Origin of the sequence: Coprococcus phoceensis, from assembly GCF_900104635.1 — a bacterium.
Classification (GTDB): domain Bacteria; phylum Bacillota; class Clostridia; order Lachnospirales; family Lachnospiraceae; genus Faecalimonas; species Faecalimonas phoceensis.
This window is the reverse complement of sequence record NZ_FNWC01000007.1, coordinates 500,771-517,916: the sequence shown is the minus strand read 5'-3', so window position 1 is coordinate 517,916 and position 17,146 is coordinate 500,771. Positions and strand designations below refer to the sequence as shown.

At 38.2% G+C, this 17,146-nt stretch carries 20 protein-coding genes; 6 read left to right on the top strand and 14 right to left on the bottom strand.

Annotation, left to right across the window (positions count from 1 at the left end; genetic code table 11):
• Positions 1–31: 31 nt before the first annotated feature.
• Both BQ5364_RS06140 and BQ5364_RS06135 read right to left on the bottom strand, forming a co-directional pair.
• Positions 32–1,330, bottom strand: a complete 1,299-nt coding sequence (locus BQ5364_RS06140; RefSeq protein WP_004612414.1) for a tyrosine-type recombinase/integrase — start codon at positions 1,328–1,330, stop codon at positions 32–34.
• Positions 1,331–1,417: 87 nt separating this feature from the next.
• Positions 1,418–2,104, bottom strand: a complete 687-nt coding sequence (locus tag BQ5364_RS06135; RefSeq protein ID WP_008789360.1) for a helix-turn-helix domain-containing protein — start codon at positions 2,102–2,104, stop codon at positions 1,418–1,420.
• A 180-nt stretch (positions 2,105–2,284) separates the two neighbouring features.
• Between BQ5364_RS06135 and BQ5364_RS06130 the strand changes: the two genes are divergently transcribed.
• Positions 2,285–2,500, top strand: a complete 216-nt coding sequence (locus BQ5364_RS06130; RefSeq protein ID WP_004612412.1) for a helix-turn-helix domain-containing protein — start codon at positions 2,285–2,287, stop codon at positions 2,498–2,500.
• A gap of 247 nt (positions 2,501–2,747) precedes the next feature.
• The gene (locus BQ5364_RS06125) at positions 2,748–4,184 is read left to right on the top strand and encodes a MobA/MobL family protein (RefSeq protein ID WP_071143850.1); all 1,437 of its coding nucleotides are present in this window, start codon (positions 2,748–2,750) and stop codon (positions 4,182–4,184) included.
• A gap of 51 nt (positions 4,185–4,235) precedes the next feature.
• Here the strand turns inward: BQ5364_RS06125 and BQ5364_RS06120 are convergent, their stop codons facing one another.
• The 5 genes from BQ5364_RS06120 to BQ5364_RS06100 all read right to left on the bottom strand — a co-directional run bounded on the left by BQ5364_RS06120 (position 4,236) and on the right by BQ5364_RS06100 (position 7,613).
• Entirely contained in the window at positions 4,236–4,409 is a 174-nt protein-coding gene (locus tag BQ5364_RS06120; protein WP_004612410.1) for a cysteine-rich KTR domain-containing protein, read from the bottom strand.
• Positions 4,410–4,418: 9 nt separating this feature from the next.
• The gene (locus tag BQ5364_RS06115) at positions 4,419–5,162 is read right to left on the bottom strand and encodes a CPBP family intramembrane glutamic endopeptidase (protein ID WP_004612409.1); all 744 of its coding nucleotides are present in this window, start codon (positions 5,160–5,162) and stop codon (positions 4,419–4,421) included.
• Positions 5,162–5,713, bottom strand: coding sequence for a TetR/AcrR family transcriptional regulator (locus BQ5364_RS06110; RefSeq protein WP_235837130.1), 552 nt, complete (start codon positions 5,711–5,713; stop codon positions 5,162–5,164). The genes BQ5364_RS06115 and BQ5364_RS06110 overlap by 1 nt, the downstream gene beginning before the upstream one ends.
• A 151-nt stretch (positions 5,714–5,864) precedes the next feature.
• Positions 5,865–6,245 carry a TnpV protein gene (locus tag BQ5364_RS06105; RefSeq protein WP_008789362.1) on the bottom strand — a complete coding sequence of 127 codons (381 nt, stop codon included), beginning with the start codon at positions 6,243–6,245 and terminating at the stop codon, positions 5,865–5,867.
• Positions 6,246–6,482: 237 nt separating this feature from the next.
• A complete protein-coding gene (locus tag BQ5364_RS06100; RefSeq protein ID WP_071143849.1) occupies positions 6,483–7,613 on the bottom strand; it encodes a class III lanthionine synthetase LanKC N-terminal domain-containing protein in 1,131 nt (376 codons plus the stop codon).
• Between the two features lie 267 nt (positions 7,614–7,880).
• On the opposite strand from BQ5364_RS06100, the gene BQ5364_RS06095 reads away from it, so the two are divergent.
• From BQ5364_RS06095 to BQ5364_RS06085, 3 genes are read left to right on the top strand one after another with little or no spacing between them, the layout of a single operon-like run.
• Positions 7,881–8,258, top strand: a complete 378-nt coding sequence (locus BQ5364_RS06095) for a GntR family transcriptional regulator (RefSeq protein ID WP_071143848.1) — start codon at positions 7,881–7,883, stop codon at positions 8,256–8,258.
• Positions 8,259–8,260: 2 nt separating this feature from the next.
• Complete coding sequence (locus tag BQ5364_RS06090; protein ID WP_071143847.1) at positions 8,261–9,124, top strand: ABC transporter ATP-binding protein; 864 nt, start codon at positions 8,261–8,263, stop codon at positions 9,122–9,124.
• Entirely contained in the window at positions 9,125–9,760 is a 636-nt protein-coding gene (locus BQ5364_RS06085) for an ABC-2 transporter permease (protein WP_071143846.1), read from the top strand.
• Between the two features lie 118 nt (positions 9,761–9,878).
• Here BQ5364_RS06085 and BQ5364_RS06080 read toward each other — a convergent pair whose 3' ends face one another.
• Positions 9,879–10,109: an IS3 family transposase gene (locus tag BQ5364_RS06080; protein WP_159431672.1), complete on the bottom strand. Its 231-nt coding sequence runs from the start codon at positions 10,107–10,109 to the stop codon at positions 9,879–9,881.
• A gap of 103 nt (positions 10,110–10,212) precedes the next feature.
• Here BQ5364_RS06080 and BQ5364_RS06075 point away from each other — a divergent pair, with 103 nt between their 5' ends.
• Positions 10,213–10,503 (top strand): integrase core domain-containing protein, encoded by a 291-nt coding sequence (locus tag BQ5364_RS06075; RefSeq protein WP_235837129.1) that lies wholly within the window; start codon positions 10,213–10,215, stop codon positions 10,501–10,503.
• An 86-nt stretch (positions 10,504–10,589) separates the two neighbouring features.
• Here BQ5364_RS06075 and tnpC read toward each other — a convergent pair whose 3' ends face one another.
• From tnpC to BQ5364_RS06045, 6 genes are all read right to left on the bottom strand, one after another.
• Positions 10,590–12,182 carry an IS66 family transposase gene (gene tnpC, locus BQ5364_RS06070; RefSeq protein ID WP_071143845.1) on the bottom strand — a complete coding sequence of 531 codons (1,593 nt, stop codon included), beginning with the start codon at positions 12,180–12,182 and terminating at the stop codon, positions 10,590–10,592.
• Positions 12,183–12,462: 280 nt separating this feature from the next.
• Complete coding sequence (locus BQ5364_RS06065; protein WP_083382713.1) at positions 12,463–13,341, bottom strand: nucleotidyl transferase AbiEii/AbiGii toxin family protein; 879 nt, start codon at positions 13,339–13,341, stop codon at positions 12,463–12,465.
• Complete coding sequence (locus BQ5364_RS06060) at positions 13,341–13,934, bottom strand: type IV toxin-antitoxin system AbiEi family antitoxin domain-containing protein (RefSeq protein WP_022250637.1); 594 nt, start codon at positions 13,932–13,934, stop codon at positions 13,341–13,343. Before BQ5364_RS06060 ends, BQ5364_RS06065 begins: the two co-directional genes overlap by 1 nt.
• 683 nt (positions 13,935–14,617) lie before the next feature.
• Entirely contained in the window at positions 14,618–15,403 is a 786-nt protein-coding gene (gene proC / locus BQ5364_RS06055; RefSeq protein ID WP_071143844.1) for a pyrroline-5-carboxylate reductase, read from the bottom strand.
• 36 nt (positions 15,404–15,439) lie between these two features.
• The gene (locus BQ5364_RS06050; RefSeq protein ID WP_083382709.1) at positions 15,440–16,345 is read right to left on the bottom strand and encodes a sulfite exporter TauE/SafE family protein; all 906 of its coding nucleotides are present in this window, start codon (positions 16,343–16,345) and stop codon (positions 15,440–15,442) included.
• 16 nt (positions 16,346–16,361) lie between these two features.
• Positions 16,362–17,144: a glycyl-radical enzyme activating protein gene (locus BQ5364_RS06045; RefSeq protein WP_004611331.1), complete on the bottom strand. Its 783-nt coding sequence runs from the start codon at positions 17,142–17,144 to the stop codon at positions 16,362–16,364.
• Positions 17,145–17,146 lie beyond the last annotated feature (2 nt).

The following is a 17,146-nucleotide window of genomic DNA, read 5'->3' as shown; positions in this document are numbered from 1 at the left end:
TGCCCTTATGAGCCGAAACAAGGGAAATTTTTTATGCTCCGCCGATTACCTTATCCAGTAGTCTTGCGGAAGTACGCTTCGCTTCCCTTGTAGCGTGAGCGTAAATGTTCATTGTGGTACTAACATCAGTGTGTCCGAGTAGTTCCTGCACATCTTTAGGTGCTGCACCGTTTGAAAGCAGATTGCTTGTATAGGTGTGTCTGAGCATATGGAAGTGGAAATCCTCCAATCCCTCCAACTTTTTTCTCGCTGTCCTGCACATAATCCCCACCGTACTCGGTGCTTCAAATGCCCCGTCAGGTCTAAGGCAGACAAAGGATAATTCCTTGTACCCCTCTGGGACTTCCTCCGCCCTCGGCAGACTGTAAACCTCATAATAGGTGCGGTCTTTTTCTTTGACCTCCAAATAGTAATTAAGACTGTACAGTTCCCCGTATCGGAAACGGTTTTTATGCTGTTCTGCTTTCGCAGTTTTCAGGATTGCGGCAAGCGTATCGCAAAAGTCAACGGTGCGGATTTTTTTACGCTTTGTTGCCCCTATTTCTGTTTTGTGCCTTGCCCCGTTGTAACGCATACTGCGGCGTACTGTCAGATATTGTTCTTCAAGGTTGATGTCCTGCCAAGTCAGACCACAGACCTCTCCAATACGCAAGCCTGTATAATAGGCTATCTGTATAGGAAGAAGTGCAGGATTGTTTTTCTTTTTCAGGAAGTCCTCTAACCTCTGATACTGGTCATAGCTGAGCGTTGGTGTGGAAGTTGTTTCCCCATCCTCGTAAGAGAACAGCTCGTATTCTTCTTTCTTTCCTCGCCATACCACATACTGCATCGGGTTAAAGGTTATCAGCCTTTTCGGGAATACTGCAAAACGGAACGCCCCTTGTAAAACAGCCGAAAACAATCGGAGATACCCTTTGCTGAGTGCCTTTGCAGTTGTACCGTCAGGATTTGTGCCTCCAAAGCTGAGAAAGTCTATATACGCCTGTAAATGGTCGGCGGTTACGGTTTTCAGCTTTCGGTTTCCTATCGGGTGCTGTTTGATACGGTTGACCGTTCCTTGATAGGACATTACCGTACCATTGCTGAGATTACCGGGTTTCAGTTCTTCCTCCACCCACAGATCGAGCAGCATACCAACCGTGATGTTTTCAGACTTCGCAACGAATTTCTTTTCCTCATAGTCAGCGATTGCTTTTCTGAGCAGGGCTTCTGTTTCAGACTTGCTTTCTGTTCCCACAAACTCTTTCTGTACTTTTCTGCCGCTTTCATCTTCGATGTAGAAGCGTGCGTACCACTTTTTACCTTTTTTTCTTACAGAACCTTTTGCCATAGATAAATTTCCCCTTTCTATCCGTGGCAATCGGGACTGTGACATATGGTGTGCGTAAAGTAATAAGGTTACTTATGCCGATGAGTGTCAGTCATCGTTTTCACTTGTCAAAGAGCCACGGAATTTTTCTTTTTCAGCAACCCTTTCTTCAGCTGCTGTCACTATCCCGAACAGGTCGCCCATCTTTACAGCGGTGCGTCCCTCATCGTAGATATGTAAAATCCCATCTAAAAACTGCTTCATATCCTCGATAGGAAGTTCCATTTCTTTACGGTAAACTCTTTCCATAATTGCCCTTGACTCAATCGCATAGCGGCGTAAGGACTGCTTTAAGCCTTCGTCCTCCGCTACACGGTCAACTTCAGCCGTTGCGTCTGCAAAGTGATAAGCCATAACCGTATAGAGGTCAATCATCTTTCCGAGGAATGTCGTGAGCAGCTGTTGGTGCGGTTCTCCCTTTACCACAGAAGAAACCGTATCAAGATATTTTTTGATATGTTCCTCCATATCCCTTGCACATAAAGTGCGGCTATCATATTCCTTATCTTCGGAAAGTCCTGTCAGCCATTCGGGAGTGGTCAGGAGTGCCTCTGCCAGTCCATTGATAATCATTGTACGCTTCGGGTCTACTCCGTCCGCTTCATATCTCTGAATAGTAGATTTGTTTACCCCGACACGCTTACCAAGTTCGGGCATTGTTAAGTTTAATTCTGTTCGGCGTTCTTTCACTCGTTCACCGACCTGTTTTGCGGTGAATGTAATTTCTTTTTTCAAGGTTTTCACCTCCTATTGCTGATAGTATAGCATAGAAAAACTTATTTTGCAACCATAAATTTAATAATAGGCAAAAATATTTCTTAATAAGTTGCAAAACAAGTTGACAAGAGATAGCAAAATAAGTATAATTACAGATACACAGTTGCAAAATACGTATTTTGAAAGGAGGTTGATAAAATGAGCAACATCAAAATGGGTTTAACCATAGAAGAAGCAGCAGAATGTACGGGTATCGGAAGAAATACAATGCGTAAGTTGGTAGACTGGGGCAAACTTCCCGTCCTCAAGGTCGGCAGAAAAGCGATTATCCGCAGGGATACTTTAGAGCGATTTATGAGTGTCAATCAGGGAAGAAACCTGCTCAATGAAAACGATGTCCGCAAAGTAGAATAACTGTTCTCCAAGCCCCCAGCGTTTGAGAGCGAAATACACCCCTCGCACAAATCTTCGATTTGTACTCTGGGTATTTCGCCCTTGCAGGGGGCACTGTATCACAGCTTCGGACAATGCACCGCCGCTATGATACAGAAGAAAACAGCACACTGTTTTCTTCGCTGTCCGTCTGCTTACGCCGCCGAAACAGCGGCAACCGATTTCTCGGTTGCAAAAAGAGTATGCCCGTCACGGGAGAAAGGAGTATATGGCAAGACATTCATTTATACAGATGTCGAAGCTACCCAATGTCAAGGGAAGAATATCCTATATCACAAGCCACGCAAGACAGGAAAATCTCTATGCCACCTACCGCACCGCTGACAATGAATTTTGGAGTAACCTTGCAAGGGAAAGCCAGCAGGAATTTAAGCGAAGCGGTACAGAGGGCAAATGTATTGAAGCAAGGGAATTAATTATCGCCCTGCCTGAAGTATATGCAAGATACGAGCCGCAGGAAGTCCTTGAAGATTTTACGGAGGAGTTCCACAGGCGGTATGGTGTGGAGTGCGTGTCAGCCCTCCACCACAACAAACGCAAGACAAACTATCATATCCACCTTATCTTCAGCGAAAGAAAACTGCTTCCTGAACCTGACATCAAGAGAGCCACACGCAGCGTGTTCTATGATGAAACAGGCAAAAGGGTACGCACCAAGAAAGAAATCACAGGGGAGGACGGACAGATACGAAAAGGCTGTACCGTCATAAAAAAGGGCGAGGTTTACGAAAGCCACCTCTTTACCGTGAAAGATGATAAATTCAAAAGTGAGCCTTTTCTTCGGGAGGTAAAAGAGATTTACACCGACCTTATCAATCGGCATATCTCCGATCCCGAACAGCAGTTAAAGGTGTTTGATAAGAACAGCGTTTATCTTCCCACCAAGAAAATCGGTAAGAACAATCCCAAAGCCGCCGAGATTGAAGCGGATAACACCGCAAGGCAGGAATGGAACAGGACAGCGGATATGGCGTTGTTATCGGGTATTTCCGAAGCAAAGATTTTAGAAGTCAAGCAGACCGAGATACACGAAAAAGCAAGTCAGTCAATCATGAGCAAAGGCTGGTTACCTAATCTGTTCCGTGGGATTGTGGCAAAGGCAAAAGATTTTCTGCAAAGCCTTATCAGGGAAAAGGATATGCCGCCCAAGCCTACACTTGATATTGATATGGCAGAGTTCCGCCATATGCGAAGCCTGATGATAAAAGCGCATGAGGGGGCAAAGGAAATCCGTCATTTACAAGACGATATTCTTCCAAAACTGAGAGCGCAGCTTGCCGATACAAAAGGGATTTTCAAGGGCAAAGAGCGTAAAACGATTACCGAGCAGATACAGCAGACGGAAAAGAAAATCTCCGTTAAGCTGGATAAGCTGCCCGATATTCTGAAAGAGGACGGTTATCCCGATGTGCAGGCGTTTATGCGTACTTTCCGAGAAATGGAAAGTGTTGTAGAACAATATAACCGTGACCTTGCCGAATGGGAACGTCAAGTCAGCAGGAAACCGACAGCCACCGCTAAGGCACAGTACAGACCGCCCGAAAAGCAAAGCGTGTTAAAACATCTGCGTGAGATACAGGAACGCAATAAACAGAAACCGCCCCAAAGACAGCGTAAGAAATCCTTTGACAGAGATAGCCGATAGGCATTCAAAAACCGCCGTGTATGGTGTTATCCATAGCGGCGGTATACATAATTATTTACTGTCTGCAAGTGTAATTTTCATATCCTGAACATTGATGATTGTTTCCTGCTTACATTTCGGACAGTAGAGAGGAAAGTTTTTTAATTCCGTATCTTCCCGTATCATAGTACGGGTTTTATTGCCGCATACAGGGCAATATATCCATTCTGAAATAATAGTTGGCATATAATATCATCACCGCCTATCATTATTTTCATATTCATCAAATTGTTTTGTTTTTTTCAATATCCACAGTGCGTAACTTAAGCTAATAATACATAATACTGCACTTGAAATAATATGAAACTTCATTGAAGAATTTTCAACAGCAAAAACGCTCGAAGAATTTACAAAACTATGTGCAATAATACACGGTAAAAGGCTCTTTCCTTTGTAAAAAATAATTGTAAAAAGAAAACCTATTGCGATTGCATAACAAACTTGTAAGAGTGTAGGTATTAAATCTTTTCCGTTCAGTAAGTTTACAATATGTCCAATTCCAAAAGTAACACTTGAGATAACAATCGCCAACTTTACATTGTCATTGTATAATGCTTTGAACAGAAATCCACGAAAAATAATTTCTTCAATGAATCCAACGCAGAGCATACTTAAAATATATAACACAGTTTCTAAAACAGACAGCTTCATCGTAACGCCATTCCATAGGTTAATACTCATAATTAGAAGTAGCGGAGTAAAATATAAGAAATTTCTAAGGCTTCCATTAAAAGAACACAGACCGTATTTTTCTTTTAAGTTGTGTTTACTCACAAAAACTAAAAGAAGCAATGTAAAAACTATAGCAACGGGTGCAGCAATTATTTTTTCAGTGCCAAGCGAAGCAGAAAAGCTGTCAGCAACACTAAACAAAACAACATAGGAAATAATCCAAACCAATGAGAAATTTAATTCATTTTTCTTATATAAACGATACATTATAATCCTCCTTTCAATGAATAAACTGTTCCGTCAAATACCAAGTCTAAATCAGATATAATCGTCTGTTCGTCATAGGTCATTTCGTTATTTGCAAACATACTTGCATATCCGTGTGCAATCAGGAATAATGAACGGAAAATGGTTTTCGCCTGTTCTGTATTGACCTCTACTTCTTTACTCAGTATAGCTATAATAGGCTGTAATTCTTCAGAATTTATCAACTCAGAAATATTTTTTCCTATAAACTCATTTGTTTGAAATAGAAACCGAAACAAATTTTTTTCTGTTTCAGCAAAGCGTATATAATTCAGTCCAATATCTTTCATCGGATTTTCACTCTGAATATTAGTTATATATTCGGAATGATACTCATCTGCCTTAACATATACAGTTTTTTTCAATTCCTCTATTGTTTTAAAATGATACATAACAGGTTGAGTGGAACAGCCTAATTTTTTTGATACAGTTCGTGCATTGATATTTTCTGCTCCCTCACTTCGTGCTATCTCAAATGCTGCATCTATAATCATCTCTTTTGTAATTTTCACCTTTGGTGGCATATTTTTCACCTCTCCGCCATTTTATAATTATTGTTATATAACATAAATTATAATAAAGGGAGAGATTTTTGTCAAGTTTCGTAACGAAAATACAGTAAAAATAAGCGACAGAGAATTTACTCCCTGCCGCCTTGTCTACTTATGCGAATATAATTTCCCTCTCCACAATCTCCATAGCACAAGCCCGAATGTTATTCATCTGTCCAACCCATTCTAAGGCATTTTTCGCCTTTAGGCGTTCCGTGATACCCTGTGCCTGCTTCATCTGTTCTACAATCCTTTCAAAGCGTTCCTCCGCCTGTTTATCGACATCCGCAAGATAAGCATTCAACTTGCCACTTGTGAGTAGCGTGGCGTAAAACGCCCTCTTATGTTCCTGTAAATATCGTTTGTGTCGCTGCCCCCATAAACCGATAGGTTTGTTTTCTTTTTCGGCTGGTAAGGTCAGGCAAGGGATATAATAATCTCTTTGCAGTTCATACCAAAGACCATTGCTTTCATCATAAATATACTTGTTCATTAAAAAATCCTCCACTATAATATATTCGCACATATGTCACAGTTCTCCGATTGCCACACTCTGTTATATCTTGTTATGGGATTTTCTTTCCCTTGATTTTGCCCTTATAAGCAGTCAGGGAGAGAGTAAACTTGTGTGAAATCATATAAAGGGATAAGGCGAACACATTGCGATAAATCCTTTATTTTCAAGGCTTTTGGAGGATTTTATTGATAGACTATAACCTCTGCTAAGAGGCTATAAAATTGTGTTATTCAAATTCGTATTTACAATTATATTAGAAGGTTGAAGGTCTCCCATTCCCACACCCATATTATGCATATCACGTACTACCCTTATCAATTCATCTATTATTATCTTCACTTTTTCCAAATAGTTACAAATGTCTTGTTCCTGATGAAACGGATATGATGATGATACCCAGTGAGTTAAATCTATTCCTTCTACGAATTCTTCTACTAGGAAAGTGTTTTCCCACACCTTAAAATAATCTTTTACTTTTACAATACCATTTATACCTTTAAGTCTATCTAGTATTGTATGCTCAATATTAAGTCTATGCTCTGCGTCATGCCCATTACCATCATACCCTACTTTCGGTCTTGCTTCTTTAATAACAACTGTTTCCCTAGAGTCTTTATTTTCTGCTAAATATATTCCTCCGCCATTATTAAATCGCAATGCTCGTGATATTTTATATTGACTTAATTTGGATGGCTTTTTTTCTCCAGTTCGTTCTACTTCACATTCTACTTTTAATATTTCTGGCTCCGTAACAAAATCTGGCACTCTATAATATGGTGTCCTATTATCGGGAACTAATTTTCCTGTATTATCTTTTATTGCTAATTCACCAGATTCTGTAACCATCCTCTTAAATCCGCCATATCGATAGTATACATTTCCGTCCTTCCACTCTCTATCACTTAGAATATATGGCCCTTTTTCTACCCCCTTTAGACATTCATGTAACTCATCCAATAATATTGGAAATATATTATCATCTGGGTAAATTGCCATGAATTTTCCCGCGCTAGCTCTATTTCCATGTTTTGAATTCATGAGTTTTAGAAATTCCTCATTCGCAATATGCTTAAATGCGATATTTTTTTTAAAGAGTATTTCTCCTACTCGCTTTAATACTTCTTCTGCTGTTTCAGTTGTTGCACTAATATGTATTTTCCATCCCTGATCCTGCATTCTAATTGCAGAATTCGAATAAAATCTCCAGTTAGTGAATTCAACTATTTCCCAATCTTCTGAAGGCAAATCTAATATGTAATCTGTATGATCATCCACTTTGTCCGGCAATTCATAGTAGCGCGTACCTGGTTTTATGTAATTAAAATACAAAAAGTTTCCCGACATAATTTCTCTCCTTCTTTGTTTTCTTAACTCTGGATAAACTATACTACATTTTTTGTATGTTCTATTGATCTAGTCAAAAATACGGATTTACTTGTAAAAAAAGCGGGAAAAATATATTTTTGGAAAAACATGTAAAATTGCATTATATAAGTATATTCTCTGTCAATTTAATTACTATTATATTTTAATTTTCAGTATTGACAGATGTACTCATTTGTACTATATTGTATATGTGTAATAAGTACATTGTTGAAGGTGGTGATATATATGGATATAATTATCAGCAATAATACAGCACAACCCATTTACGAACAAATTACAAATCAAATTAAAAAAATGGTCATGAATGGAGAATTAAAAGCAGGCACCCCACTTCCCTCAATGAGGTCGTTAGCAAAATCACTACACATTAGTGTGATTACAGTTCAAAGGGCTTATGATGATTTACAAAAAGATGGTTTTATTGAATCTACTATAGGTAGAGGGAGTTTTATTACAGATCAAGATCGAACATTCTATCAAGAAGAGCAGCAAAAAATAATAGAAGATTACATCCTTAAAGCTGTCGAAATCGCAAAAACAAATAACATAAAACCTGGAAAACTTATTGAATTAATCAATATATTTTATTTAGAGGAGGAATAAACTTGAACAATATATTAGTAGTTAAAAATTTACAAAAAAAATATTCAGATTCTGAATTTACCTTATCAGATGTATCTTTCTCAATTCCTAGTGGAAGTATTATGGGTTTGGTTGGTGAAAATGGTGCCGGTAAAACTACAACTATTAGTGCTATACTAAATACGCTATTTAAAGACGGTGGATCTGTTGAAATATTTGGTAAAGAGATGACTGATACTTCATTTGATATTCGTGAAAATATTGGCGTGGTATTTGATGCAGTTAATTTTTCAGAATCACTCACTGCAATTCAGCTAAACAATGTTATGAAACATTTATACAAACAATGGGATAATCATCAATACTTAAAACTTCTTCATACTTTCAATTTACCAACTAAAAAGAAAATCAAAACATTTTCGAAAGGTATGGCAATGAAACTTGCTTTATCTGTAGCGTTATCTCATCATCCTAAATTACTTATTTTAGATGAGGCAACTTCTGGTTTAGATCCCATTGTACGAGATGAAATCTTAGATATTTTTTTAGATTTTGTCGGGGATGAAACTCATTCAATTTTGCTATCTTCACATATCACTAGTGATTTAGAAAAAATTGCAGATTACATCACTTTTATACATGATGGTGCTACTATTCTTACTGCAAAAAAAGACGACCTTCTTTATAATTATGGAATCATAAGGTGTAAAGTTTCAGACTTCGACAAAGTCAATACAAATGATATTTTATCATATTATAGAAGAGACTATCAAATTGATATTCTTGTCCAAGATAAAGAATTAGCCAAAAATAAATATCCAAATATGTTAATAGATAATGTAACACTTGACGAAATTATGTTACTTTTAGTTAAGGGGGTGCGCTAAATGAAAGGACTGTTTCTAAATAACTACTATTCTGCACAAGATGGACTAAAAATATCACTACTAATATCTGCACTATTAGTAGTCCTTACACTATTCGTGACTGATAATGTTGCTGCAGCTGCTATGGGACTTATTATATTTATCTTTCCTACAAACAACGTTTCATCACTTCAAGCAGATGAAAACTCAAAATGGAACAAATATGAAATTACTACACCTGTTAGCCGATTCCAAATTATTTTATCAAAGTATATATACTATCTAGGCACTGTAATTCTAGGTTTTATTTGTAGCTTAGCAGTTGTTTGCATTATATTTATTACCGGCCGGAAAGTGGAAGTGAGTATACTTCTATATCCCATTTTATTTGGTATTGCTCTCTCTTTATTTATGGGAGCTTTCCTATATCCGCTTTTACTAAAATTGGGAGCACTTAAAGCTGAATTGTTTACTGTTATTTCTGCTATATTATCAGTAGGAATAATGTTTTTTATATGGTTTGGAGTAAACAAATTGCTTTTTGTCATGGATTTTAAAAGTATAATGATGGGAAGTATATCTTGCATACTTTCACTCATTTTCTTTACTATTTCTTTTTGGATTTCTTATTGTATTTATCAAAAAAAGGAATTTTAACTCACTATCACTTTTCTAATAAATCAGCCCACCCGTCTAATGGTGTGCTACCCGTCAAGCGGACAATGAAAAATAATAAATTTTTCTCCGTCAGCCTATTAATCGGCTGGCGGTATTTTTATGCTACTTTCAATGTAAGTTCATGAAAGGCCATCGGTGTCATTATATGTAACTTACTCTGTAGTCGTCGGTTGTTATAGTATTCAATATAGTCTTGGATGCTTTGGATTAATTCTTCTTTTGATGTAAAGCATTTCCCATAATACATCTCCCATTTTAAGATTCCCCAAAATCTTTCCATTGGTCCATTGTCAATACAGGGTGCAGCTCTGGACATGCTTTGTTTCATATGATGTTTCTTCAGCCGACTATAAAATGCCTGACTGGTATATTGGAATCCGCGGTCTGAATTATACCGAATTCGGTATAATTCAGGCCGCGGAAGTCAGTACGTGTCAAAAGAATACAAACGTGTAACCGCAACTATGCAGTGTAGCTATTCTAAAAAGGCATATCCATGGGATAATGCATGTATTGAATCGTTCCATTCCCTAATTAAGAGAGAATGGCTGAATCGTTTTAAGATCAGAGATTATGATCATGCATATCGTTTGGTTTTCGAATATTTAGAAGCATTCTACAATACGAAACGAATTCATAGTCGCTGTGATTATATGTCACCAAATGATTATGAAGAGCTGTATCGTAGGCTTCAACAGGGCGAATTGCAGATGGCAGATTAAAATGGGGAAAACCTCATTCTCGTAAACGCACCATAGTGCGTACTATCAATTGATTAGCCACTCATCAGAGTGGCATATTTTATAAGTTACTTTCTACATTTCTCTGGCAACTTATCTGACCAAGGAAGCAGATCCTCACAGAAACTTGTATCATGATCTTCCATATGTTTTGGAATCTCTGTGAGTAAATATTCAAAATAATCGTATGGTTTCAGATTGTTTGCTTTTGCTGTTTCAGCAATACTATAGATGATTGCACTTGCTTCAGCTCCTGCAATGGTATCAATCATGACCCAGTTTTTCTTGCCAACACAGAATGGGCGGATTGCCTGTTCTGCGGCATTATTGTCTAGTGGGACATCACCATCTTCAAGAAACACACGCAAATATTTTTCCTGATTCAATGAATACGTGAATCCATTTGCTGTTTTACTCTTTGGCATCACAGACAACAAGTTTTGTTTTGCCCACGCAAAATAAGCATCTACCAGAGGCTTCACAGTCAGCTGTCGATGTTTCAAACGTTCCTCAGAACCTAACTCCTTGAGTTTATTATCCTCACGATAAATCGCTTGGATTTGTTTTAATGCAAGATATGCAAGTGACATTTTCTGACTCGCCTTCGGCAAAGCCTTTACCGCTTCATCAAAGCGACGTCTCACATGTGCCCAACATCCGGCAATCTTCAGGTCTTCACGTTCTTCTGCAATCGTGTGGTAAATCTGGTAGCCATCCGTTATACAGACTCCACGAAATTCCTTTAGGAAGGATCTTGGATGGTTTGCATTACGAGTAGGTTGATACTCATATAGGACAATCTGCTTATCAAGATACATCATTCCTGTTCGGTAAACCCACATGTAGTGCTTTGTTCCGGTTGTTCGGTATTCCTTTGAAACAAGAACCGGAATTTCATCGGCTTGAAGCACATGATATTCATATAACTTTTCGTGTAGGTAATCATAGAAAATCGACAAGTATCTTTCTGCACAAAGAATCGTCCAGCGAGCCATATCTGCTCGATCAATGTTCACTCCCATTCGTTGGAATTCTTGTTCTTGACGATAAAGCGGAACTGCATTTATATACTTTGCATTCCAAATTCCAGCGAGCAATGATGCTGATACAAGGCTGTTCCTTAATAAGTAAGCTGGATGATCTGCCCTTTTGAAATGGTTATCCTTCTTTGACTTATAGACTCCCACATGATGTTCCTCGATTTCAACTTTCATTGGTGTAAAACGGTAACGATTATATACTTCATCTTCTAATTGATACCAGCCGTCTTCTCCGAATTCAGCAATCAATTCATCCTCTGTCATCTTGTGTTCTACAGGGATGACTGGAAGATTCCGGATATCAGCAATACGTTTCCCTTTTGTCTTCTTTCCACGTTTTTTAACAGGTTCTTCTTCGGATTCATCCAGTGCTGCAACAGCCTCTGCCTCATTGAAAAAGACGATATTCCCATCAACCTCCATGAAACAAATCTGGTTATCTACACCTAGTTTCTCAGAAGATTTGCCGAAACGTTTGTTGTTCAATACAGCGACTTGCTCCAACAATAACTGCAACTTCTGATCAATATCCTTCAGTTGTGATTGTTGAACCAAAAACAGTTGAACAAGTGTAGACTTGTCAAAATGATTTAATTGTTCTTCTGTATATTCCATCGCCATAATGACACCCCTTTTCTAAGTATTATTATAGCGGATATGGCAGAAAATTGCGAATTTCATCCCCATCTGAATTCGTCATTTTGCCTATGGTTGTAAGCAACCACAATAAGATTCTACCCCATTAAAATCAAAGGCTTTTAAAGTGATTCCTATAAAATATAAGCTTGCCAAAGTGCTGTAACACACCGATAATGCCTAATAAATCACTTACTGATTATTCAAAATAAAGGGAATGAAGCACTTGATTTATCCTGTAAAATTTCTACCTTTTGCACAAGGATTATGTGGTATATTTCGGGATGGAAATCTCCTGGACCTTTCTTTTGGGAGAAATGGTCAGTCCTTCCATCAGCCAACGGAATTGTTGTCCTGTAAGTTCCTGTACTTCAGATTCATTTCTTGGCCATACAAAACTGCCTTTTTCAAGACGTTTATACAAAAGGAGTTCTTTTAAAATTTTATTACCCTCAGCTATCAGTTGTATGGAATTACGCTTTTTGCATGTTGCTAAAAACGCTGCCTTAAATTGTTCCATGCTAATCGCATGGGTATATTCATTCTGTAAAATATACAGATCGTAGTAATCTCTCAATCTTGTATTCGCTACACCTCTTGCTATTACTGTTTCCATTTTCTCTGCAAGTACTGTTTCCAAATTATAGGCTAAAATAGATATAGTACGTTCTTCAAACATCAACTTAAACGTATACAATACTTCTCTCGGTGTGATAATGTCTCCAGTGGAAATATCTACTTTTAATGGCGTCCGCATTGTTTCCAATGTAGCCTCTAGATTCACTCGTACTCCGGTATATTCTGCCTCATCCATAATTTCACCGACACTTTTTATAGAAAATGTCATACCATCATCAATGGGAACCGCAATAATTTCTTCTATCATTTCCCTTGCATTTTCTACGGACAGTGGCATATTCTTTATGGTTGTATCAATATCCATTGTAGAACGAGTATCCAATCCTACCATAGCAGATACTAGCATTCCCCCTTTCAAAATAAAATTGTTTCTATATTTTGAAAGAGAAATCCGTTCTAAGAAACGCTCCATCACATAGTTACGCATAATAATCTGTGCCTGTAAGCTATCCCCTTTTGTTAAATTTCTTACTAACGCTTTCAACTGTCTTGAAGTTTTAATCATTATAACAATACCTCCAAATATGGTCTCAAAATTTTTTCTACACGAAACTCTTTTGCATATCGCATAAGTTGCGGCAGATTTTTTTCTTTACTTCGCAGGTATTCCTTTATTGCTGACTGTAAATCCTGAATCTCTACATTACTGCGGCTGCGTAATAAATCACACACGGTACGTTCCGCATTGTACGCTTTCACAAGATGTCCCTCTGGTGATTCTAAATTTACTACTCCCAACTCTAAAAGTTCTCTTTTTACACGATATACTTTTATCTTCTGCTCTTTCATACTTTTTGCATGGTATCCTGCTTTTACAGTAACCGTAAATTGTAACGGCTCTCGCTCTGCCATTCCTAACAAATAAAGCGAAGTTTCATGAGAAAAAATAATCTGTGGATATCTCGTTTGTAATAAATAAAAAGGATCTTCCCATGCATCCGGCGACAAGTAAATTCCTTTTGCCACACATTCTAATTCCATTTTCTTTGCATATTCCATAAAATAAGTTTTTGAAATTCCTGCCTCAATCACATCGGCAGTTTGAAGAACTCCATTCTTTTCACATAGCATGTTGTCTAACTTTTCTTTTTTATTCATTTTCATCACCTTACTTTCACACATTGATTATAATTTATTAATGTGTGAAAGTAAACTTTTTTTATTTATTAAAAGAAAACTTTTTCTCTACTATCACAAATTTAACAACTCCTATATATGCCTCCTCCCAAGCAAATACATCTGCACTCGTCTCAATGTGCGAATTTGTATTTTACAGAGTTTACATATTCCATGCTATGTATGCGGTATTGGCTCACCAATACCGTTATAACTATCGCTCCATCACAACCTTATTTCTTGTTGTCTGTACTTCCACACTTTCATCCGGCTCCACATTCAAAATCGGATGTTCTTTCTTATCCATACCAAGTAATGTATTTAATTCCCCTAATCTTGCGTTTTTTTCTGTAATTCATCCCGATTCATAGCAAAGTTGCCTACCACATCTATTTTCTTTTTCATAGATTCTAATTTCCTTTTAATCGCTTCACCGCATAGTTAATAACTTCTTCCGGTGTTGGCCTGTCTCCCTTATGCTTTCCAGAACTGTTTTCCACCAATTCCAAACCGCCTATACTCCTATATTGATTTGTACTCTTGATCGTGTGAATTTATAAAGTGATATTATGAAAGAGGGCGTTCTTCCGCTAAGAAAAACGCCCTTGTTTTATGAGATAATTATAAAGATATAAAGATGTATTTTCAATCCTGAGCTTTTCCGATTAATCCAGATCTTCTGTACAAGCCTGCATAGCTTCCATCACAGCATTTCTAAATCCGAATGATTCCAATCTCTTGACCATTTCAATCGTAATTCCGCCAGGTGTACATACCTGATTCTGAAGTTCTGCCGGATGTTTCCCTGAACGAAGTACCATCTCAGCACTTCCCTTTACAGCCTGTGCACTGAATTTGATTGCCTGCTCCCAGGTAAATCCTTCTCTTGCTGCTCCATTGGCCATAGCATCAATCAGCATAAATACCATTGCCGGAGAACTTCCTGTTACTGGGATAATACCATTCAGCTTGCTTTCATCCAAAATTTCTGCGATTCCAAATCCAGAGATCAGCTTTAACATGATCTCTGTCTCTTCCTTGCTTACATTCTTATTCGGTACAACGGCTGTAACAGCTGCGCCTACCTGAGCACATGTATTTGGCATGCAACGTACGATCTTCGCATCACTCCCCAAATGTTCTTCCAGTTCTGCAATTGTAACACCTGCTGCAACACACCATACGATTGTTCCATTCTCCTTAACGGTATCTTTGATTTCATCCATAATAGCCGGTACCAGCCATGGTTGTACTGCTACAAGAAGTACATCATTCTTTGCTGCAATCATATTATCATCGACAGCTGTAAATCCTGCTTCTACCGCTCTTTTTCTGCTTCCTTCAAATTTATCCGATATGGTAATATTTTCAGGTTTTACAAGATCATTATTTACAATACCTCCAAGAATCGCTCCTGAGATCAATCCATATCCAATTCCACCTAATTTCATTATTGTTTCCTCCTTCAAATCCTTTTTCATTGATAATCAATTTGTTTCCAAATTGTTACCGTATACCGCTTCTTTTTTGTCCACTTTTTTCAAAGCTCTTCGGAACATATTGACACTGGTATAAAACACTACTACTATTACCATCCACTGTAATGTGGAAATCGACATTGACTTTACAATATATACTGCAACCGCTACACCAAACACACCGCCTACAGTCAATCCCATCACTGCATGACGGTCAACCAGACCTTTTTTCAGACTCATCAGACCTGTTGTCGGAGTAGATACTGCTCCGGTACACATCATGATAGGGAATGACACCAGAGGGCTCATGCCCAGCATATAAATCATACACATACACGGTGTAAAATTACCAATACTGAAGTTTAATGCCACACCAAAGATAAAGTTACCAACACATGCGATTACCAGTTTAATTCCTTCCATTCCAATTGCGTCTCCGCCTGCCGGCAGGATTCCAAACTTGCTTCCTAGCATCAGAAGTGCTGACAGCAGAAGTCCAAATGCCATAACAATCGTAACTGTTCTTTCTGAAATCCTTGCAACCAGTTTGTTGCCAATAGCAGCTCCCAACACTCCGCATATTACAATCGGAATCAATGTGCCGAATTCCACTTTCACAGAACTAGTAAAAAGTAATGCTTCAAAGATGACCGGGATTGCAACTCCAGCATTCAATGTCCCCGGAATTTTCTTGTCATCTACTAGACGGAACAAGCCGTAGGCCGCCGTTGTTGTTGCAAATGATCCAATTCCAAGTGCATCGAAGAAGTTCACAACTGCTCCTATGATGTAATGCAGTATCGTCTCTTTTTTAGATACTCCTTCTTCTTTATTCTTCTTATAATCTCTTACAATAATGGCACCTACCACGATCGCATACACGATCAGAATAATCTGAATTATTTTTAATATCATCTAGCTATCTCCTCACTCATACTTTTCTATAATAGATTCCATTGATTTTAATTGCACATCCTGGCTGATATTCCTGTAGCTTTGATGCTATGCTGCTCATCTGCTCCTGATTTGGTGACTGGATATCTTCAAGCTCATACTTTTTCCCCATTTTTCTATAGGTATCCACTCCCAGCTTATGATATGGCAACAATTCAATGTCCCTGACTTGTTTCAATGGTCTGACAAATTCAGCCGTAAGCCTCATGTTTTCTTCTGTCATATTAATTGTAGGAATTGTCGGAATTCTCACATGAATATCTCCTGTAAACTCCGCATCCATACGACGGATATTGTCCTTGATGATTTTATTGGATGCACCTGTATATTTTAGATGCTGTTGCTCATCGGCCAGTTTGAAATCCACAAAAACCGTGTTTAGATAAGGAAGCATCTTCTCCAGTGCCTCATATGGTCCATACAGACTGGATTCAATCGCTGTATTGATTCCTTCATCCCTGCATTCTTTCAGAATATCTCGGACAAAATCCGACTGCAGAAGCACTTCTCCGCCACTGATTGTCACACCACCACCTGAATGAAAGTAAAAAACTTCATCCTTGCGTATAATCTTCATAATACTTTCCGGTGTTGCATCATATCCATAATCCATCATACATTCTATGGACTGCGACTCCGGTGTCGAACACCACTGACACCGGAGTGGGCAACCTTTCATGAACACGACAGTTCTAAGACCATCTCCGTCATGGATGGATGCTTTTTCTATCCGAAGTACCTTTCCTGTCCGTCTTTCCATTA